Origin of the sequence: Flavobacterium palustre (assembly GCF_014639535.1) — a bacterium.
GTDB classification, from domain to species: domain Bacteria; phylum Bacteroidota; class Bacteroidia; order Flavobacteriales; family Flavobacteriaceae; genus Flavobacterium; species Flavobacterium palustre.
Window position 1 is genome coordinate 1 of the sequence record NZ_BMGA01000007.1, and the last position, 20,176, is coordinate 20,176.

General features: G+C 35.1%; 18 protein-coding genes and 3 tRNA genes. 9 read left to right on the forward strand and 12 right to left on the reverse strand.

The genetic code is table 11. The features are described 5' to 3' along the window. From IEV84_RS16635 to IEV84_RS12640, 3 genes are all read right to left on the reverse strand, one after another. Nucleotides 1-514 (reverse strand): FIDD domain-containing protein (locus tag IEV84_RS16635; protein WP_505661224.1); only part of this gene is annotated, 514 nt, incomplete at its 3' end. Continuing rightward, nucleotides 478-3,417, reverse strand: coding sequence for an FIDD domain-containing protein (locus IEV84_RS16640; RefSeq protein ID WP_505661225.1), 2,940 nt, complete (start codon nt 3,415-3,417; stop codon nt 478-480). The genes IEV84_RS16640 and IEV84_RS16635, both read right to left, overlap by 37 nt. Before the next feature lie 742 nt (nt 3,418-4,159). Then, the gene (locus IEV84_RS12640; protein ID WP_188494644.1) at nt 4,160-6,793 is read right to left on the reverse strand and encodes a valine--tRNA ligase; all 2,634 of its coding nucleotides are present in this window, start codon (nt 6,791-6,793) and stop codon (nt 4,160-4,162) included. Between the two features lie 159 nt (nt 6,794-6,952). On the opposite strand from IEV84_RS12640, the gene IEV84_RS12645 reads away from it, so the two are divergent. Next, nucleotides 6,953-7,342, forward strand: coding sequence for a DUF1573 domain-containing protein (locus IEV84_RS12645; protein WP_188494645.1), 390 nt, complete (start codon nt 6,953-6,955; stop codon nt 7,340-7,342). Between the two features lie 232 nt (nt 7,343-7,574). Here the strand turns inward: IEV84_RS12645 and IEV84_RS12650 are convergent, their stop codons facing one another. After that, nucleotides 7,575-8,900 (reverse strand): PDZ domain-containing protein, encoded by a 1,326-nt coding sequence (locus IEV84_RS12650; protein WP_188494646.1) that lies wholly within the window; start codon nt 8,898-8,900, stop codon nt 7,575-7,577. Nucleotides 8,901-9,024: 124 nt separating this feature from the next. On the opposite strand from IEV84_RS12650, the gene IEV84_RS12655 reads away from it, so the two are divergent. The 5 genes from IEV84_RS12655 to lgt all read left to right on the forward strand — a co-directional run bounded on the left by IEV84_RS12655 (nt 9,025) and on the right by lgt (nt 13,934). Further along, nucleotides 9,025-10,221, forward strand: coding sequence for a pyridoxal phosphate-dependent aminotransferase (locus IEV84_RS12655; protein WP_188494647.1), 1,197 nt, complete (start codon nt 9,025-9,027; stop codon nt 10,219-10,221). A gap of 204 nt (nt 10,222-10,425) precedes the next feature. After that, nucleotides 10,426-11,097 carry a GTP cyclohydrolase I FolE gene (gene folE, locus IEV84_RS12660; protein ID WP_188494648.1) on the forward strand — a complete coding sequence of 224 codons (672 nt, stop codon included), beginning with the start codon at nt 10,426-10,428 and terminating at the stop codon, nt 11,095-11,097. 57 nt (nt 11,098-11,154) lie between these two features. Continuing rightward, nucleotides 11,155-12,633, forward strand: a complete 1,479-nt coding sequence (gene cysS / locus IEV84_RS12665) for a cysteine--tRNA ligase (RefSeq protein ID WP_188494649.1) — start codon at nt 11,155-11,157, stop codon at nt 12,631-12,633. A gap of 65 nt (nt 12,634-12,698) precedes the next feature. Beyond that, entirely contained in the window at nt 12,699-12,947 is a 249-nt protein-coding gene (gene yidD / locus IEV84_RS12670) for a membrane protein insertion efficiency factor YidD (RefSeq protein WP_188494650.1), read from the forward strand. Between the two features lie 60 nt (nt 12,948-13,007). Continuing rightward, nucleotides 13,008-13,934 carry a prolipoprotein diacylglyceryl transferase gene (gene lgt / locus IEV84_RS12675; protein WP_188494651.1) on the forward strand — a complete coding sequence of 309 codons (927 nt, stop codon included), beginning with the start codon at nt 13,008-13,010 and terminating at the stop codon, nt 13,932-13,934. A 214-nt stretch (nt 13,935-14,148) separates the two neighbouring features. On the opposite strand, the gene IEV84_RS12680 is transcribed toward lgt, so the two are convergent. The 7 genes from IEV84_RS12680 to idi form a co-directional block, all read right to left on the reverse strand. Further along, a tRNA-Thr gene (locus tag IEV84_RS12680) sits at nt 14,149-14,222 on the reverse strand. A gap of 58 nt (nt 14,223-14,280) precedes the next feature. Beyond that, nucleotides 14,281-14,354, reverse strand: a tRNA-Thr gene (locus tag IEV84_RS12685). 79 nt (nt 14,355-14,433) lie between these two features. Further along, on the reverse strand, nt 14,434-14,700 hold the full coding sequence (locus IEV84_RS12690) for a hypothetical protein (RefSeq protein WP_188494652.1): 267 nt from the start codon (nt 14,698-14,700) through the stop codon (nt 14,434-14,436). 56 nt (nt 14,701-14,756) lie between these two features. Next, nucleotides 14,757-15,725: a type I phosphomannose isomerase catalytic subunit gene (locus tag IEV84_RS12695; RefSeq protein ID WP_188494653.1), complete on the reverse strand. Its 969-nt coding sequence runs from the start codon at nt 15,723-15,725 to the stop codon at nt 14,757-14,759. 84 nt (nt 15,726-15,809) lie between these two features. Then, nucleotides 15,810-16,259, reverse strand: coding sequence for a peroxiredoxin (locus IEV84_RS12700; RefSeq protein ID WP_188494654.1), 450 nt, complete (start codon nt 16,257-16,259; stop codon nt 15,810-15,812). Then, a complete protein-coding gene (locus IEV84_RS12705; protein ID WP_188494655.1) occupies nt 16,259-16,669 on the reverse strand; it encodes a 6-pyruvoyl trahydropterin synthase family protein in 411 nt (136 codons plus the stop codon). Before IEV84_RS12705 ends, IEV84_RS12700 begins: the two co-directional genes overlap by 1 nt. A 13-nt stretch (nt 16,670-16,682) precedes the next feature. Next, complete coding sequence (gene idi / locus IEV84_RS12710; RefSeq protein ID WP_188494656.1) at nt 16,683-17,210, reverse strand: isopentenyl-diphosphate Delta-isomerase; 528 nt, start codon at nt 17,208-17,210, stop codon at nt 16,683-16,685. Nucleotides 17,211-17,519: 309 nt separating this feature from the next. Between idi and msrB the strand changes: the two genes are divergently transcribed. From msrB to IEV84_RS12725, 3 genes are all read left to right on the forward strand, one after another. Further along, nucleotides 17,520-18,071 carry a peptide-methionine (R)-S-oxide reductase MsrB gene (msrB, locus tag IEV84_RS12715; RefSeq protein ID WP_188494657.1) on the forward strand — a complete coding sequence of 184 codons (552 nt, stop codon included), beginning with the start codon at nt 17,520-17,522 and terminating at the stop codon, nt 18,069-18,071. Between the two features lie 19 nt (nt 18,072-18,090). Then, the gene (msrA, locus tag IEV84_RS12720; protein ID WP_188494658.1) at nt 18,091-18,705 is read left to right on the forward strand and encodes a peptide-methionine (S)-S-oxide reductase MsrA; all 615 of its coding nucleotides are present in this window, start codon (nt 18,091-18,093) and stop codon (nt 18,703-18,705) included. Between the two features lie 254 nt (nt 18,706-18,959). Continuing rightward, a tRNA-Trp gene (locus tag IEV84_RS12725) sits at nt 18,960-19,030 on the forward strand. A gap of 45 nt (nt 19,031-19,075) precedes the next feature. Here IEV84_RS12725 and IEV84_RS12730 read toward each other — a convergent pair. Continuing rightward, entirely contained in the window at nt 19,076-20,074 is a 999-nt protein-coding gene (locus IEV84_RS12730) for an alpha/beta hydrolase (protein ID WP_188494659.1), read from the reverse strand. Nucleotides 20,075-20,176: the final 102 nt, after the last annotated feature.

Below are 20,176 nucleotides of genomic sequence, written 5' to 3' on the forward strand. Positions count from 1 at the left end.
AAGTTACTGTACTTCCATCGGCAACAGTACCTGTAGTCAGATTAACATTTGACCCTTCACAAGTAGTTTTTGGAGTAGATGAAATATCAGGAACATCTGTAACGGCCAATGTAAATGAATTAAATCCGATACAATTAGCGTTGGTATTACTTACTCCACGAATGTAAATAGTATAACTACCTGCAGCCAATGATGATCCATAACTAGAAGGATTTCCTATTGCATTAACACCATTTGTGGCATCTGCCTGAGTTATATGGTAAGTTACTGTACTTCCATCCGCAACTGTTCCTGTGGTCAAATCTACATTCGAACCTTCACAAGTAGTTTTTGGAGTAGATGAAATATCAGGAACATCTGTAACGGTCAATGTAAATGAATTAAATCCGATACAATTAGCGTTGGCATTACTTACTCCACGAATGTAAATAGTATAACTACCCACAGCCAATAATGATCCATAACTAGAAGGATTTCCTATTGCATTAACACCATTTGTGGCATCTGCNCACAAGTAGCTTTATTTGGTGATGAAATATCCGAAACATCAGTAATGGTCAATGTAAATGAATTAAATCCAATACAATTTGCATTTGCATTACTTACTCCTCGAATATAAATAGTATAACTACCCACAGCCAATAATAATCCATAACTAGAAGGATTTCCTATTGCATTAACACCATTTGTGGCATCTGCCTGAGTTGTATGGTAAGTTACTGTACTTCCATCGGCAACAGTACCTGTAGTCAGATTAACATTTGACCCTTCACAAGTAGTTTTTGGAGTAGATGAAATATCAGGAACATCTGTAACGGTCAATGTAAATGAATTAAATCCGATACAATTAGCGTTGGCATTACTTACTCCACGAATGTAAATAGTATAACTACCCGCAGCCAATAATGACCCATAACTAGAAGGATTTCCTATTGCATTAACACCATTTGTGGCATCTGCCTGAGTTGTATGGTAACTTACTGTACTTCCATCAGCAACAGTACCTGTAGTCAGATTAACATTTGACCCTTCACAAGTAGTTTTTGGAGTAGATGAAATATCAGGAACATCTGTAACGGTCAATGCAAATGAATTAAATCCGATACAATTAGCGTTGGCATTACTTACTCCACGAATGTAAATAGTATAACTACCCGCAGCCAATGATGATCCATAACTAGAAGGATTTCCTATTGCATTAACACCATTTGTGGCATCTGCTTGAGTTGTATGATAAGTTACTGTACTTCCATCGGCAACAGTACCTGTAGTCAGATTAACATTTGACCCTTCACAAGTAGTTTTTGGAGTAGATGAAATATCAGGAACATCTGTAACGGTCAATGTAAATAAATTAAATCCGATACAATTAGCGTTGGTATTACTTACTCCACGAATGTAAATAGTATAACTACCCGCAGCCAATGATGATCCATAACTAGAAGGATTTCCTACTGCATTAACACCATTTGTGGCATCTGCCTGAGTTGTATAGTAAGTTACTGTACTTCCATCCGCAACTGTTCCTGTGGTCAAATCTACATTCGAACCTTCACAAGTAGTTTTTGGAGTAGATGAAATATCAGGAACGTCAGTTACATTAACCGTAAACGAATTGTATCCATAGCAACCCGGATTACCCAATTTTTCACTACGAACATAAATAGTGGTTTCGCCTAATAATGCATTGAACATTGTTGGATCATTTATTTTATCACCAACTTCGTAATCATCATCTGTAAAATACTCAATTGTACCGCCACCTTCACTAACAGAAGTTCCTGTAGTGAGATTAACCGGATTATCGGATTCGCAAATAGTTTTAGGAGCGACTGTTATTACTGGCGGAGCACCTGTAAATCCAAATAGATAAGGACCTGCAAAGTCTTTCAGCTCACTACCGAAAGCCCCTTCATTAGGCCCCCCTCCACTACTACGGGTTTTAACCAATAAACTACCCAATAAATTAGAACAAAGATCCTGAGAACCTCTGGCATCTAATCCGAATGCCGTCAAATTAATACCAATTTCAACAAACTGATAACGTGTGTACATATCAACTGCTGTCGGAGTAGTTCCTTCCCATGTTTCCCATGGTGGTCCTAGTGTACGGGAATTTTCATAGGTAGCAAAATCATCATTAACTCTACCCCACATGTCTATCTCATTAACTTTAGGATTAATAGCAGCATAACCGTAATCTCCGGAACCTGTTCCTTTTTCGAAAGCTACATTTTTATCCACATTAAAAGGTCTGGGGTCTTTGGTATTATCATAGGCATCAAAAGTAGCCTGGCTCATCCATACCCTAATTCTAATAGAAGGAACATTTCCCCCATTAATATAGTCTATCGAAATAATGATGGTTCCGGGAATAGCAATAGAGCCATCAGGATTAAAAGTCCAGGCAGTACGTCCACCATCAGAACCTGTATTCACTATAGCATTTCCAACAAGTTCAGCTCCGGTTCTGAAAAATTCAAAATCGAGATGTTTATTACCATTAGTAACCACCAAAGAAGCTCCGGCATAAGCCCATAAAGTTGTAAAAGGTCTTGGATCAAGTCCATTAACATCTGAAAATGGAATTCTGATTCCTTCTCCTCTAATGTGCGCATACACGTCAATAATATCATCTTTTTGAGGAACACTTCCGGCGGTTCCTATTGACCAGGTATTTGGATTATCTGAATTCTTATCTCCACTACCTGCAAAATAAGATGTTTCAGCATTCCCCCCTTTTACATAAGTATCCCTTCCATAAACAGCATCCAGCCAAAGATATCTTCCTGCCCATGTTGCCGGATTACCTGGATCATAACCTGCAAGAGGAACTACAGGATAAGGAAATGGATCAGAAGGTGCAAATATTGATTGTCTAAGTTCAAAAGGAGTATTAGTCATTGGATTCGGTATAGGATCTGAAGCTGGATTTAAGCCCAACTGGTCGATTACCCCTTTACCGCTTCCGCTCCACAGAGCAGAGTTTAGAAACCAATCGTCAGTTCCTTCAGCAGGAACCGGAAAAGCTACCGGTGGCACCTCAACATTAAGAAATTGTAATCGGTTAGCATAAACATCTCCATCAATACCAAAATTGGCTTTAACGGTAGATGACCCAACATCCTGCCCGTAAGAATTAGGCGTAAAACCTAGTACTAAGAACAACAAGGATACATAAAGAAAGAATTTCTTTTTGAATGTATTTATCCGATAAAAACCAGAAGAAGCTATTTTTAAAGAATGACAACAGACCTGCCATTCATTCAGCTTCGTTGAAATCGTATTATTTTCCATGACATAAAGTATTTTTATTTCATAAATTACATTAGGTAGGAAACTAAAATTTGGGGAAAACGTATCGAAAAAAAGAATTGCAAAAACACCTGCACGGCAAGACACCATGAAGTAAATCATCAAACAAAGGATAAATAAACACCCCCTAAATAACCAACAACTATTAAAAAATAGCCTAAATGATTAAAAAGATAAAAAGGTTAAAAGCAACTGTTTTCAGAATATGGGGTAGAAAACTTGTAAAAAAAACCTTCATAAAAATATGAAGCCCAATCATCAATCTAAGGAATAAATCTCCTCTAATTAACCAACAACTATTAAAGAAATAGCCTATAATGATTAAAAAGAAAAAAGGTTAAAAGCAACTGTTTTCAGAATGTGGGGGTAGAAAACTTGTAATAAACACCTTCGTAAAAAAACACGAAGCCATCAATCAATTAACAGGATAACTAAAAGAATGAAAAACTCAATCTTTTAATATTAACCAACAATGCCAATAAAAAATTATTCTAAAAATTAACGCAACCTGTAGGTTAAAAATAAGTTTGGGACAACTTAAAAAAAGTAGTTTTTTTTCGAAATAAAACTAAAGAAATAACAAAATAAAATGTCTAAAATTCTGTTTAGTCTTTCAAAGTTAATTTTTAATAAAAGACCTAAATGTTAAAGAAATCTTAAAATAGACTATCCACCTTTTTTAATCGACAAAAAACAAAAAAACAAATAGAAAAGCATTAACAACCAAATACTTGTAGCTAAAAAACTATTAAAAAACACAGCTAAACAACTGTGAATGAAACACAAAAAAGCCAAAATAAAATGAATCTATTTTGGCTTTTTTTATAATTAAAAAACTATAATTTTATTTCAAACTCAACAGACTTTGTTCCAGAGTTTCAATCTTAGCTAAGGCATCGGCTTCTTTTTGACGTTCATTAGCAATTACTTTTTCAGGAGCACCAGCCACAAATTTCTCATTCGATAATTTAGCCTGTACTGATTTCAAAAATCCTTTGATATATACTAACTCTGCATTCAATTTTTCAATCTCTTCCTCGATATTGATATTTCCGGTAATCGGGATAAAATATTCATTTGATTTTACACGGAAAGACAAAGCTGAATCTACTTTTTCAGAAACATATTCTAAATCACTAACATTTCCTAATTTTGTAATCACAGCATCAAAATAAGTCGCCACTTTATCATTATTCATCACCTTCAATTCGATAACATCTTTAAACGGAATGTTTTTGTCTTTTCGAATAGTTCTGATTCCTGAAATCACTTCGGCAGCAAAATCAAAATCCTGAATTAATTTTGAATCAAATGCTTTTATTTCCGGCCAGATCGAAACAATCAATGCCTCTTCCGGAGTTCTTTCGGCGATATGCTGCCAAATTTCCTCAGTCAAAAATGGCATGAATGGATGTAATAATTTCAAATTATTCTCCAACATTTCGATAGCTTTATCAAAAGTAACTTTGTCAATCGGTTTTTGGTAAGCTGGTTTAATCATTTCTAAGAACCACGAACAGAAATCATCCCAAACTAATTTGTAGATTCCCATCAAAGCATCTGAAATTCTGTATTTCTCGAAATTATCTTCAATTTCTACAAGTGTTTGCTGCAATTTCGCCTCATACCATTCAATAGCCACTTTTGAAGATTCCGGCTGTGGAATCGTTTCTGAAACTTCCCAACCTTTAATCAATTTAAAGGCGTTCCAAATTTTATTCGAAAATCCTTTCCCCTGATTACACAACTCTTCGTCAAACATGATATCGTTTCCTGCAGAAGCACTCAACAACAATCCTACACGCACACCATCAGCCCCGAATTTATCAATCAAATCCAAAGGATCTGGTGAATTCCCTAAAGATTTAGACATCTTACGACGTTGTTTATCACGAACCAATCCTGTTAAATATACATTCGTAAATGGTTTTTCGCCTGCGTATTCATAACCCGCAATAATCATTCTCGCTACCCAGAAAAACAAAATATCCGGACCTGTTACTAAATCATTCGTTGGATAATAATATTTAAAATCTTCACTTTCCGGATCCATTATTCCGCCAAAAACTGACATTGGCCATAACCAAGATGAAAACCAGGTATCTAAAGCGTCAACATCTTGTTTCAAGTCGGAAGCCTGAAGTTGGGAATTCGAAGTTTTTTCTTTAGCTAAAGCCAAAGCATCTTCGATATTTTCAGCAACCACAAAATCTTCTTTTCCGTCTCCGTAATAATAAGCAGGAATTTGTTGTCCCCACCACAATTGACGGGAGATATTCCAATCACGGATATTATTCAACCAATGCGCATAAGTATTATTGAAACGGGAAGGATGTAATTTAATATCACCATCTTCTAAAACCGCTTTGATGGCCGGTTTTACCAACTCTTCCATTTTCAGGAACCATTGGTCTGATAATCTTGGTTCGATTACTGCCTTAGTTCTCTCAGAAGTTCCAACTTTATTCAAATGGATTTCGGTCTTCGCCAAAGCTCCTGTTTCTTCTAATTCTTTTGCAATTTCGGCACGAACCACAAAACGGTCCTTTCCTTGATAATGTAATCCGAAACTGTTTAGCGTAGCATCTTCATTAAAAATATCAACAATTTCAAGATTGTGCTTTTCGCCCAAAGTTTTATCGTTCATATCGTGTGCAGGAGTTACTTTTAAACATCCGGTTCCAAATTCTACATCTACATATTCGTCTTCGATAATTGGAATCACACGTCCACAAATAGGAACAATCGCTTTCTTCCCTTTTAAATGAGTGAAACGCTCATCATTTGGATTAATACAAATTGCCGTATCTCCAAAAATAGTTTCCGGACGTGTTGTAGCAACTGTCAAAAAGTCTTCGCTGCCTTCGATTTTATATTTTAAGAAAAATAATTTTCCGTTTTGTTCTTCATAAATAACTTCTTCGTCAGAAAGCGTTGTTTTCGCTTCCGGATCCCAGTTTACCATTCGGTAGCCACGATAAATCAACCCTTTATTATACAAATCAACAAAAGATTTAATTACTGAAGCCGACATATCAGGATCCATAGTGAATTTAGTACGCTCCCAATCACAAGAAGCTCCCAGTTTTTTAAGCTGCTCAAGGATTGTTCCACCGTATTTATCAGTCCATTCCCAGGCATGTTTTAAAAACTCCTCACGGGTCAAATCGTTTTTATTGATTCCTTCGGCTTTCAATTTAGCAACAACCTTAGCTTCGGTAGCAATCGAAGCGTGATCCGTTCCTGGTACCCAGCAGGCATTAAATCCTTTCAAACGCGCTCTACGAATTAAAACATCCTGAATAGTATTATTCAACATGTGTCCCATGTGTAACACTCCGGTAACATTTGGCGGTGGAATTACAATGGTATAAGGGGTTCTATGGTCTGGTTCTGAATGAAAGTAGTTGTTTTCCATCCAGTAATCATACCATTTTTGTTCTATCGTTTTAGCGTCAAATTGTGCAGGAATAGCCATAAAAAGTAAGCTTTAAAAACCAAAATAGCCTTTTGGTCTAATTTTTGTAATTTATAAATCGGGAACAAAAGTAAATAATAATGTACACTATAAAAAGGGAAATAAAAATTTGTGCACTAATTAAAACAAAGTATATTTACTTTATTAATACCAACAACCATGAAAAAATTAGCCACATTCGTAGTTGTCTTATTATTTAGCAGTATTGGATTTGCTCAAAAGGGAGCTAAAATAGAATTCAAAGCTAAAAATAACACTATCGATTACGGAACAATTAACAAACAAAATGACAATGGAATTCGTTCATTTGAATACACTAATACAGGCGATGCTCCATTGATGATCTACTCGGTTCAATCCACCACCAGCTGTACTGTTTTATCCAAACAAAACGAAACTGTTTTACCCGGAAAATCAAGTAAAATTGAAATTAAATACAATATGGTTCCCGGACCAATCAGAAAAACAATTACGGTAGAATCCAACGCTATTAATTATGACAATGGAAGGATTCCTTTAAAAATTAAAGGTGAAGTTACTTCCTTATAATTTATTACAAAAACCCGTTGGGTAGAATTAATTTTCGTCAGTTTGAAGGGATTTTGGTTAGAAAATCATATAGAGAACAAGATATTTTATTGTTAGAAACGGTTCTCGATATTTTTTACTTCATTTCATTACGTAAAAAAAAAAAAAATCGAACTGACTATTAATAGTTTCCCCCAGCAGGTCGTAAATAACAAAAATGCTTTTTAGACTAATCTCTAAGAAGCATTTTTTATTATAAAATATTCACTAATTGGAATTTAAAACTCATCAAATTTTCTTCTCTCATAACCCTCAATTCAATCCAAATTTCATCTTCCGACCATAAAAGTGAATTGACTTCCTGCAACGAATAATTATAGACTTCTTTTCCATCCACTGACACCAAAACATCACCTGTTAACAAACCACTTTTGGCAGCATTTGAATTTTCTCTGATATAACCAATTTCATAAACAGGCTTCAATTCCATTTTATACTTAAGATTACTAGTGTTTTTTTCTACGTTTCCCCGATCGATTACAATTGAATTATCCTCAACCACAATCAAACGTCTCACCCATTGCACGCCTGACTGCCACAATTCAATTCCGCTTTTATTGTAATAAAATGAAGATTTATAGGATTTATTTTTCTTCAAAAACAACAGCTGGCGGTCGTAATCAAAAACAACCGAAAACCGTCTTAATATTTCTCCACCTAAAGAACCAAGTCTGTCATTAGTCAAACTAATATTTTTTATCGAAATCGAATCAGGAAAAGCCACAATAGGCAAATCAAATTTAAAATCGGCAATCGAAAACTGAGTTATACGACCTCTTTTTCCCTCGACAACTCCTCCTAAACCATGTCCTAAATAATCATCAAAATGTTTTTGAGGAACTTTAATCTTATCAGACACCTTATCAAAGAGCCATATCGCATCGCTATTCCCGGAATCAATAAGCAGTTTTACTAAAACAGCCACAGAATCCATCTTCACTAAAGCATTTACATAAGGTTTTCTTCTTTCAATGAGCAATGGAATTTTAGCATATTCTTTTTCCATTTTTTTCTGAAACTTAGAATCAGCCTTGTAAAACACCACCTCATGATTACGATAATCAATAGCAACCAAATGATTTTTAAAAGCAGAATGCCCAATAATCCCATTTACCGTAACCCCCACAAAACTGGACAAATCAAAAGACAAATCGGTAATTAAATACAACAAATGATCTCTGGATACCATTTCTCCTATAGTCAAAACATTGCCCGAAGATTTAACTCCATCAACTCCGTCATTTTCACCTAAACCTTTGATTTTTATCCTTTCAACATGTTGCAAATGAATCTTTTCAGGATCTTCAAAACCAAATAAAATCGTTTCTTCAACTCCTGAATCCAATAAAAATAACAGAGATTCTCCGTTAACTTTAATTGGAATAAAAACCAGATTATTAATCACCTGAGCCTTAACCCTGATTCTTTCCGTTTTGTTACCGACAAATTCAAAGCCCTCCTGTGGAAGAACAGGAATTACAAAACCAAATAAGAAAAAAAAGAGCACTATTTTTTTCATGAATCGCAGTTTTCATAAAGTTACTAAAAATCCTGCTTTTAAATTCATATATTTTCAAATTGTAAAGCGATAGATAGGCTAGTTCAAAAAAAAAATCGCAAATTTGCAGCAAATTTTTATTAAGATGCCTGAGATTTCCATAAGAGGCCGAAGAATGCCTGAATCGCCAATTCGAAAATTGGCTCCTTACGCTGACATAGCTAACAAAAAAGGCTTGAAAGTGTACCATTTAAACATAGGTCAACCCGATATAAAAAGCCCGGAAATAGCCATCCAGGCCATTAAGAATATTAACATGGACATCATCGAATATGGTCCATCGGCTGGTTATGAAAGTTATCGAAAAAAATTAGCTCAATTTTACACCAATCAAAATGTAAGAGTTGATTATACCGATATTATGATTACTACCGGAGGTTCTGAAGCTTTATTGTTTGCACTGGGAAGCATCATGGATCCGGGAGATGAAGTCATTATTCCGGAACCTTTCTATGCTAATTATCATGCATTCTCTGAAGAATCAAGTGCTACAGTAATCCCTGTAAATTCCGATTTTGAAAGTGGTTTTACCCTTCCTTCAATTGAAGCTTTCGAAAAACTAATTACACCAAAAACTAAGGCAATATTAATTTGTAATCCAAGTAACCCAACTGGAAACTTGTATTCTGAATCAGAAATTCAACAACTTGGCGAATTAGTTAAAAAACACGATTTGTTTTTAATTGCTGACGAAGTGTATCGTGAATTTATATACGATGAAAAAGACCGTCATTATTCGGTAATGAATTTGATTGGTCTAGAGCAAAATGTAATCATGATTGATTCAGTTTCTAAGCGTTACAGCATGTGTGGAGCTAGAATTGGCTGTATGGTGACTAAAAACAAAGAAGTAATTGCAGCTGCAATGAAATTTGCACAAGCTCGTTTATGCCCTCCTACAATTGAACAAATTGCCTGTGAAGCAGCTATTGACACGCCTCAAAGTTATTTTGACGAAGTAATCACAGAATACAAAGAAAGAAGAGATACTCTAATCGCTGAATTGCATAAAATTGAAGGCGTAAAAGTTACACCTCCTAAAGCAGCTTTCTACTGTATTGCTGAACTTCCGGTAGACAATACCGAAACTTTTGCACAATGGTTATTGGAAAGTTACAACTTAAACAAAGAAACCGTTATGGTGGCTCCCGCTGCAGGATTTTATTCTACTCCGGGAATGGGATTAAAACAAGTGCGTATTGCTTATGTCCTTAACAAAGAAGACTTAATAAAAGCGGTTCATATTTTAAAAGACGCCATTACAACTTATAACTCAAAATAAGGAATCTCCTCTTATTTTAAAACCAACAATAAAGACAATAACTAATCCGGTTATTGTCTTTATTTTTTTAAAACACCTCATCAAAAAAGATAATTAACTCCCCATAAGAGCTGATTTTTTATCAAAAGCTATAGAAATTCTTTAATTTATATTAATTATCTTTACAGCCTTAAAAATATACACCCACTATAACAGTAGTATTTAATGATACAAAACGAAGAACTGCACGACGAAATCGGAGACAATCACATTAGTTCAAGTGCAAAAAATCCAATGCGAGAAGATGCTTTTGCAATTTCGGATGATGAAAAAATTAATAAAATAAAAAAAGACGTCGAAAACATTCTTCAAACTCTTGGAATGGACTTAACCGACGACAGTTTAAAAGGTACACCTAACCGTGTAGCTAAAATGTTTGTAAAGGAAATTTTTGGAGGACTGAATCCAAACAAAAAACCAAAAGCTTCCACCTTTGACAACAACTACAAATACGGAGAGATGTTAGTCGAAAAAAACATTATTGTTTATTCTACCTGCGAACATCATTTACTACCAATTATAGGAAGAGCTCACGTAGCTTACATTTCAAACGGAAGAGTAATTGGTTTATCAAAAATGAACCGAATTGTAGAGTACTATGCTAAAAGACCTCAGGTACAAGAGCGTCTTACTATGCAAATTGTTCAGGAATTACAAAAAGCTTTAGGAACCGAAGATGTGGCCTGCGTGATTGATGCCAAACATCTTTGTGTGAATTCAAGAGGAATTAGCGATATCGAAAGTAGCACCGTTACATCTGAATTTGGCGGAAAATTCAAAGAAGCACAATGCAAAAGAGAATTTTTAGACTATATCAAATTAGAAACCAGATTCTAAAACGTCTTATTCTCTGAATCAAAACCCCTGAATTATATCTTCGATAAAAAATAAAACATGTTAATTTACAATACTCAAACACTAAAAATATACAATTCACTCTCTGGAGAAAAAGAAACTTTTGTACCTATAAACGAAGGTAGTATTGGAATGTATGTTTGCGGACCAACAGTTTACAGTAATGTACATCTTGGAAACCTTAGAACTTTCATGTCTTTTGACGTGATTTTTAGATATTTCATTCATTTAGGCTACAAAGTAAGATATGTTAGAAACATCACCGATGTAGGTCACATTGTAGATGATGTTGATGAAGGAGAAGATAAAATTGCAAAAAAAGCACGTCTGGAGCAGTTAGAACCAATGGAAGTGGTACAGCGTTATACTGTAGATTTTCATGAAATTCTAAAAGCATTCAACTTTTTACCTCCCAGTATCGAGCCTACAGCAACAGGTCATATTATTGAACAAATTGAAATTATCAAAAAAATAATTGATTCCGGAATTGGTTATGCAGCCAACGGATCGGTTTATTTTGATGTGGTGAAGTTCAACCAAACAAACAATTACGGAAAATTAAGCGGGCGCAACATTGAAGATATGCTTGCTAACACCCGAGATCTTGACGGACAATCTGACAAGAGAAACCCTCAGGATTTTGCTTTATGGAAAAGAGCCGAACCACAACACATCATGCGTTGGCCATCTCCATGGAGCGATGGTTTTCCTGGCTGGCATTTAGAATGTACTGCCATGAGCACCAAATACCTTGGCAATCATTTTGATATTCATGGAGGCGGAATGGATTTAAAATTCCCGCACCACGAATGCGAAATTGCTCAAAACGAAGCCTGCACAGGACAAACTCCGGTGAATTACTGGATGCACGCCAACATGCTTACCTTAAACGGTAAAAAAATGGCAAAATCCACAGGAAACAACATTCTACCCAGAGAAATCTTAACAGGTGAAAACAGCATTTTAAGCAAAGCTTTCCCGGCTTCAGTAGCACGTTTCTTCATGCTACAGGCACATTACAGAAGCATTCTTGATTTTTCTGACGAAGCCATCGTTGCTGCCGAAAAAGGATACAAGAGATTAATGGAAGCTATTGATTCGCTAAAGCAAATCAAAGTTAGTCCAAACAGTACTTTGGATATTGCCGGCTGGAAACAACTGTGCTATGATGCCATGAACGACGATTTCAACACTCCTATTCTAATTGCTCATTTATTTGAAGGCGTTCGCTATATCAATTTACTAAAAGACAACAAAGAAAGCCTTAATACAGCCGATTTAGAATTACTAGCTTCAACAATGAATGCTTTCGTTTTTGATGTTTTAGGCCTTGAAAATCAAAAAGCAGCCGATAGCAGCAACGACAAATTAGAAGGTACCATCAATATGTTAATTGGCATGCGCAACAAAGCACGTGCCGATAAAGATTTTGCCATGTCTGATCACATCAGAGATCAATTGCTTGCATTAGGAATCCAACTAAAAGACAGCAAAGAAGGAACAAGTTTCAGCATTTAGTCTTGAGATTTTATTGAAAATATTTTTTTTATGAATCTCAAAACTATTCGATAAAACCATAAAAAATGTTTTCAAAAATCATCATATTCCCATTCGTATTATTGGTACGCTTCTACCAGTTGGTTATCTCTCCGCTCATGCCGGCGGCTTGCAGATTTACACCAACCTGTTCAGCCTATATGATTGAAGCCCTGAAAACTCACGGACTATTTTACGGTGGTTTTTTAGGTATCAAAAGAATTCTTAGCTGCCACCCTTGGGGAAAAAGCGGTTACGATCCGGTACCCGAAAAAAAATGCAATCACAAACATTAACCTTTAATTAGTACTGGTTTTACTTTAAATATTTAATTTTACAATTATAAAACAAAATACATGATACACACTTTAAATATCGTATGGAATCCAGCTGAAGGTATCGATTTAGGTTTCTTCGTAATCCGATTTTACAGCCTAATGTTTGTAGTTGCTTTTGGATTAGGCTGGTACATCATGAAAAACATTTTCGAACGTGAAAACGAATCTATAGACAAGCTTGACTCTTTATTTGTATGGACTGTTCTTGCCACATTAATTGGTGCCAGACTAGGACATGTGTTTTTTTACGACTGGGAATATTTTAGAAATCATTTACTCGAAATATTTTTACCATTTAGATTTTCTCCAAAATTTGAATTCACCGGATTTCAGGGATTAGCCAGTCATGGTGCTGCAATTTCAATAATTATTGCCATGTACTACTACAGTAAAAAAATCTTAAAACGTCCTATACTTTGGATTTTAGACCGTGTGGTTATTGCCGTTGCAAGTGGCGCTATTTTTGTTCGATTGGGTAATTTTTTCAATTCGGAAATTGTTGGAAAAGAAACTAATTCTCCTTTTGGAATAAAATTTATTCAGGATTATTACAGTAAAGCCGATGCGGTTAATGCAACACAAATAGCAAATCCAAAAGAAGCTTTTAACGCTATAGCAACCAACCCAAAATTTGCCAATTTACTAGCTCAGGTTCCCGTTAAACATCCAACACAGCTGTACGAAGCTTTTTGTTATGTTTTTGTATTTGCCATATTATTCTTTTTATACTGGAAAACCGAATCCAGAAAAAAATCAGGATTCTTATTTGGTCTTTTCCTTGTGCTATTATTTTCAGTTCGAATGGTAGTAGAATCAGTAAAAGAAAGTCAGGGAGGATTTGAGAATGCTTTAGGATTACTTTCTACAGGGCAATGGCTGAGCATCCCATTCATCCTAATTGGTTTTTATTTTATATTTACCGCCGAGAAGCCTATTAAAATATAGCCCTCTTTAAAATACATAAAAAATGCCATCTAGTTTAGACGGCATTTTTTTATGTTAAATTCCAAATTTTAAAATTCCAAATTCCAATGATCCAGTATCTATATATTCCTGACTCCACTAAATTGTTTTCTAATTCTTGGAATTTGGAATTTATAAAATTGGAATTTGTTTTCATAAAAAAAACCACCTAATATCTTAGATGGTTTTACTTAAGAGCCGATAGAGGGACTCGAACCCACGACCTGCTGATTACAAATCAGCTGCTCTAGCCAGCTGAGCTACATCGGCCTGTAATAATGTCAAATTCAATAAAAAACCACCTAATTCCTTAAGTGGTTTTACTAAGAGCCGATAGAGGGACTCGAACCCACGACCTGCTGATTACAAATCAGCTGCTCTAGCCAGCTGAGCTACATCGGCGTCATTATTACGAGTGCAAATATACAGCTGAATTTCGTTTTTCCAAAGGAAATCTGCACTTTTTTTCGCTTTTTACAGACTACAATTCGTTGATTTTAGCAATCAATTGATTTGCAACTTGTTCCAATTCCACATTGATTTGTTTGAAGTGTGCTTTTTTATTTTCAACATTTTTAGCATTCACTTTTGTAATCAAACTATCAAAAGCAGCAATAGCTTCGTCAATTAAATTATTAGTTTCTTCAGTAGGTTTTCCTGAAGTTGAAAGTTCAAATAAGTAAACTGCTTCAATAATATCTCCTAAAACGTAGTTGATGTCTTTCTTTAAATTCTTAACGTTTGCCATTTTTATTTAATTTTAATTTGCGCTTGCAAAAGTACACATAAACTTTTTATTAGCCACTATGAAATGTAAATTTCTAAAATAGAAGCTTTTCCACTCAAAACAAACTCTTTGATTTCTGCCGGAATCAAAACCGTATCTCCTTTTTTATAACTGTATTTCACATCATTGTAATCCAATTCAAAACTTCCTTCTACACACATATAAACCGTAAAACTTTCTGCTGATTTTTCTACAGAAATCACTCCATCCAAAGGAACAAAATTGGTTGTAAAATAAGGACAATCTACAACCCCGTTAGATTGATTTACTTCTTTATCGTATTCTTTATAAGTATCAACCTTATCATAATTAATTGCATCCAATGCCTGATCAATATGCAATTCTCTTCCATTACCCTGAGCATCTACTCTGTCAAAATCATAAATACGATACGTGATATCAGATGTTTGCTGGATTTCAGCAACCACCAAACCCGCTCCAATTGCATGAACTGTTCCTGTTTCCAGAAAAAAGACATCTCCCGATTTTACTTTCACATCATCGAGAATAGAAAGCAGACTTTTATTCTTCAGATTCTCAACATATTCATTTGCATTTGACTTTTCTTTAAAACCTACAATAATACGGGCATCGTCATCAGCCTGCATGATGTACCACATTTCTGTTTTTCCAAAGGAATTATGACGCTCTTTTGCTAAAGCATCATTCGGATGCACCTGAATTGACAAATCTTCCCGCGCATCTAAATATTTAAAAAGCAACGGAAATTGCTTCCCGAATTTTTGATAAACTGCCGTTCCTAATATTTCATTTGGAGCCTCATCAATCACTTCCAACAATGATTTTCCTTTTAATATACCATTGGCAACAATACTTACATCGCCTTCTACGGTTGACAATTCCCAGCTTTCACCGGTTGTAGTTGATTCGATTGCTTTATTAAGTACGGTTTTTAATTTTTCGCCACCCCAGATTCGCTCTTTTAAAATAGGCTCAAATTGTAATGGATATAGATTTTGTATCATTTTATTTTTTTAATTTTTTATTTGCAAACAAAAATAACCATAGTACATCAGTTTCAACAAGTACTATTTAGTCATTTCTATAGATTATTCCGTCAGTTTTTCAATCATTTTCTTAACATGTTTCATTCCCAGCATACTATCAAACACCATCTGTATCATTCCGTATTTATCCACCAGATAAGTAACCCTTCCCGGCAACAAACCTAAAAAAGCAGACGGAACTCCAAAAAGTTTCCGAATAGCCTTATCCGGGTCGGATAACAACAAAAAAGGCAAATTGTATTTTTGGATAAATTGCTGATGCGAATTAACATCATCGGAAGAAATTCCAATAACCTCAACACCTAAATTGACAAATTCGGCATAATTATCCCGAAAGCCACAAGCCTGAGCTGTACATTGAGGGGTATCATCTTTTGGATAAAAATAAATAATAACGGCTTTTTTGCCAATTATTGAGTTACTTTCAAAAACAGCTCCGGTAGCATCTTGGGCTGTAAATTTCGGAACAATATCTCCTGCTTTCAACGCCATTATTCGCCTTTATAAGTTACAAAATTACGAGGCGTTTCATAAAGCGTCACTTCTAAATCAAACTCAGATGCAATATGCTTTCTGATTTTATTCCAAATTACCACTGCAATATTCTCGGCTGTTGGATTTAGATTTTCGAATTCAGCCACATCTAAATTCAAATTTTTATGATCAAAATCGTCTTCCACCTCTTTTTTTATAATATCAGCCAAAATTTTAGCATCCATTACAAAACCCGTTTCGGGATCAATAGCACCGGTAACACTAACGATTAATTCATAATTATGCCCATGAAAATTAGGATTATTGCACTTGCCAAAAACGGCATCATTTTGTTCAAAAGTCCAATCTTTGCGATACAATCGATGAGCTGCATTAAAATGTGCTTTTCTGCTTATTGTTACTCTCATGATGCAATTACTTTTAAAGTTTATGCGCTTCTAAATAATGATAAAATTCGTCAAAAATAATCCTGAACCACACTGTATAAGCTTCCGGATTAATCAAAATATCCTCTTTTACCGCATCAATTCCCATCCATTTCCATGATTCCACTTCATCCGGATTGATTATGGGGCTTTCGTTATAATATCCAATCATTACATGATCCAGTTCGTGCTCAGTCAAACCATTATCAAAAGGTGCTTTGTATATAAAATGAAACAACTCTTTCAAATCTGTCTGAAATCCCATTTCCTCCATCAGTCTTCTGTTTCCTGCCTGAATATTTGACTCACCTTCACGCTGGTGACTACAACAAGTATTAGTCCACAACATTGGGGAATGGTATTTATGATGTGCGCGTTGTTGCAACATCAATTCATTTTTATTGTTTAATACAAAAACCGAAAAAGCACGGTGTAATACCGCTTTTTCATGAGCTTCTAATTTTGGCATTAGCCCTATTTGCTCATCATTTTCATTAACCAGTATTACGTTTTCTTCTGTCATATTTTTTTATAGCCTGACAAAAATACAAAAAAGATAAGGAAAGATGCCCGCTTTAACGTTCTGTTTCGAATTATATACCCAAAACTCCAATTTGAATAAAAACTCAAAAAAACATGAACTCAATTCAACAGAGGACTGATTGGTCATAAAAAACCAATCAGGTTATTTTTCCGTAAATAAAAACATCAAACAATTTATAAATAGCTGTTAAAATGCAAATTAAGTAAAATTAAAACCTTATTTGAATCCTATCTTTGTAGAAGATTACTTTAGTAAAGAAAGCTATCAACGTCTAAAAAATAATCTAAAATGAAAACAAATCCTTTTATTAACTTGCTCTTTTTATTGCCTTTATTCATTTTTACGGCTTGCGGACAAACCAAACCCTCTCCGGAATATCAAAAACACACAACAACAAATACTATTAACAAACCCGAAAATCCCTATTATTCCAATACAGATACCACAAAACTAAAACTAAGTGATGCCGAGTGGAAAAAGGTACTCCCGGAAGATGTTTATCTGGTAATGCGACATGCTGAAACCGAAACCGCTTTTACCGGAAAATATTGGAACACCGATGAAAAAGGAACTTATTATTGTGCTGCCTGCGGCAATCTGTTATTCCGATCAACTGCTAAATTTTCAAGTAGCTGCGGATGGCCAAGCTTTTTTGAACAGGAAAACAAAAAAAGCATTGTATTTAAAAATGACTTCTCCTATAACATGGAACGCATTGAAGCACTTTGCGGCAGATGTGACGGACATTTAGGCCATCTATTTGATGATGGTCCTGCCCCAACAGGTAAAAGATATTGCATGAATTCTATTGCGCTCGATTTTGTCCCTGACAACAAATAACCTTATCAATCCAAACAATATGAAAAAGTCATTTCTAATAATACTGCTGCTTTCATTAAGCATGATGGGACAAAACAATCCTCAAAAAAGCAATTCCAATCTGGAAACCATAACACTTGGCGGTGGTTGTTATTGGTGTATTGAAGCTATTTTCGAAAATCTTGTTGGTGTAAAAAAAGTAGTTTCGGGATTTTCAGGAGGGAAAACAGTAAATCCCAGTTACGAAGAAGTTTGTAGCGGAAAAACAGGACATGCCGAAGTAGTCCAAATTACGTTTGACAATACTATTACAAGCGTAGAAGAAATTTTAAAAGTCTTCTTTACCGTTCACGATCCAACAACCCTAAATCGTCAGGGTGCTGATGTAGGTACGCAATACCGTTCAGTAATTTTTTACAGAAATGAAACCCAAAGAAAAACAGCTCAGGAAATCATTAATGATTTAAACAAAGCCAAAGCCTACAATAATCCTGTTGTGACCATTGTAGCAGCTTTCAAAAATTTCTATGAAGCAGAAGACTATCATCAGGATTACTATGAATACAACCAAAACAAACCCTACTGTCGATTGGTAATCCAACCCAAACTGGAGAAATTTGAAAAAGTATTCAAAAACAGGTTAAAAAAGAAATAATACCGATTGTGTGCTATATAATTTGATAAAAAGCCTTAAATAAAAAAATCGATACTTCAACCTCAAATTGGCGATTTTTAGTTTTATTTTTTAAATGTGTAAAGAAAACCAAATCGCTATTACCTAATAAACAATCCATTAGAAAAAGACAACAAAATTTCACAGACTATACCTTCTTCTGCCATTAGTTTTTTTCCAAAATAAGAGTATATTTGCGCCCACAAAGCAGTTCACTGCTATCCTTATTAAAAACTACGGGCGTAGTTCAAGGGTAGAATAGCGGTCTCCAAAACCGTTGATGGGGGTTCGAATCCCTCCGCCCGTGCAAAAAAACAAAGCCGCAAGAATCTCATCTTGCGGCTTTGTTTTTTTATTTCTTAAAAACTTTTTTCAAAAAAGCATCGATATACCCAATTGTAGGTTCAAACCAGGGATTGTACAAACAAAAAGAATGGGGTGAATTTTCAAATTCATGTACTTCCGAATAAATATTGTTTGCGTCCAAAATCTTTCTAAAATCATCACGTCCGGCGTGCATTCGGGCTACCGAACTGTTGATAAAAATAAACGGCGGAGTCTTAGCACTAACATAACTCAACGGTGAAGCGGCTTCCCAAAGTTTCGGATTGTCTTTTTTTGAATAGCCAAACCAATAAGTTGCTGCCGAAATCTTTTTGCTGTCATCGCCTTCACCTCCTTCGGGATGCACAAAAGATAAGGTTCCGTCAATATCGAGTACCGCATTAACCTGAGATTGCGAATCGGAATTGGTTACTACACCTTCAAACAGCGGCATATTCGCTGTTGTTCCCATAAAAGCTGCTAATTCGCCGCCTGCAGAAAATCCCAGGGTCACAATTTGGTCAGGATTCACATTGTATTTTGCTGCATTTTTTCGAACCCAACGTATTGATGCTTTCACATCATAAACCGCTGCCGGAAAAAGCGCCTCGGTTGACAAACGGTACTCGGGTGTAAAACACACATAGCCCAAAGAAGCCAGTTTTTGTGCCATCGGATGATGTTGTTGTCTGTTTCCCGAACGCCAGCCACCACCGTGGATAATGATAATCGCCGTTTGTTTTCGCTGCACATTTTTATCAAAAAAAACGTCCAGTTTCATCTTGCGTTTGCCATAACTACAATACTCAACATCGTTCTTTTGCTTTACATTTTCAAAGTGCATTTCTGGAACCATTGTAGCCTTAGGAAAGTATTTTAGCGTTTTTTTAAAATCAGCTTTGGTGTTGTAGGATGTATCCCTAACATTGGTCAATCCTTTTAAATATTGTGCATTCAGATTTTGGAAAGAAAAAATTCCTAAAAACACTAAACTTATACTTTTAATACAACACTTTATTTTTCCCATTTTGTCTTTTTATTTATTAATCAAAGGGATGAAATTAAAAAAACTATTCCTAAAAACGCCACTACTTTTACAATAATTGCCTTTTTAGGAATAGTTCAAACT

Bases quoted from the DNA above. Each gene is read 5' to 3' on its own strand.
- IEV84_RS12640 (WP_188494644.1), bottom strand. From the start codon at position 6,793: ATGGCTATTCCTGCACAATTTGACGCTAAAACGATAGAACAAAAATGG.
- IEV84_RS12655 (WP_188494647.1), top strand. From the start codon at position 9,025: ATGCCTGAGATTTCCATAAGAGGCCGAAGAATGCCTGAATCGCCAATT.
- IEV84_RS12700 (WP_188494654.1), bottom strand. From the start codon at position 16,259: ATGGCGTTGAAAGCAGGAGATATTGTTCCGAAATTTACAGCCCAAGAT.
- IEV84_RS12695 (WP_188494653.1), bottom strand. From the start codon at position 15,725: ATGATACAAAATCTATATCCATTACAATTTGAGCCTATTTTAAAAGAG.
- IEV84_RS12705 (WP_188494655.1), bottom strand. From the start codon at position 16,669: ATGAGAGTAACAATAAGCAGAAAAGCACATTTTAATGCAGCTCATCGA.
- IEV84_RS12650 (WP_188494646.1), bottom strand. From the start codon at position 8,900: ATGAAAAAAATAGTGCTCTTTTTTTTCTTATTTGGTTTTGTAATTCCT.
- yidD (WP_188494650.1), top strand. From the start codon at position 12,699: ATGTTTTCAAAAATCATCATATTCCCATTCGTATTATTGGTACGCTTC.
- lgt (WP_188494651.1), top strand. From the start codon at position 13,008: ATGATACACACTTTAAATATCGTATGGAATCCAGCTGAAGGTATCGAT.
- IEV84_RS12730 (WP_188494659.1), bottom strand. From the start codon at position 20,074: ATGGGAAAAATAAAGTGTTGTATTAAAAGTATAAGTTTAGTGTTTTTA.
- IEV84_RS12690 (WP_188494652.1), bottom strand. From the start codon at position 14,700: ATGGCAAACGTTAAGAATTTAAAGAAAGACATCAACTACGTTTTAGGA.
- folE (WP_188494648.1), top strand. From the start codon at position 10,426: ATGATACAAAACGAAGAACTGCACGACGAAATCGGAGACAATCACATT.
- idi (WP_188494656.1), bottom strand. From the start codon at position 17,210: ATGACAGAAGAAAACGTAATACTGGTTAATGAAAATGATGAGCAAATA.
- IEV84_RS12645 (WP_188494645.1), top strand. From the start codon at position 6,953: ATGAAAAAATTAGCCACATTCGTAGTTGTCTTATTATTTAGCAGTATT.
- msrB (WP_188494657.1), top strand. From the start codon at position 17,520: ATGAAAACAAATCCTTTTATTAACTTGCTCTTTTTATTGCCTTTATTC.
- msrA (WP_188494658.1), top strand. From the start codon at position 18,091: ATGAAAAAGTCATTTCTAATAATACTGCTGCTTTCATTAAGCATGATG.
- cysS (WP_188494649.1), top strand. From the start codon at position 11,155: ATGTTAATTTACAATACTCAAACACTAAAAATATACAATTCACTCTCT.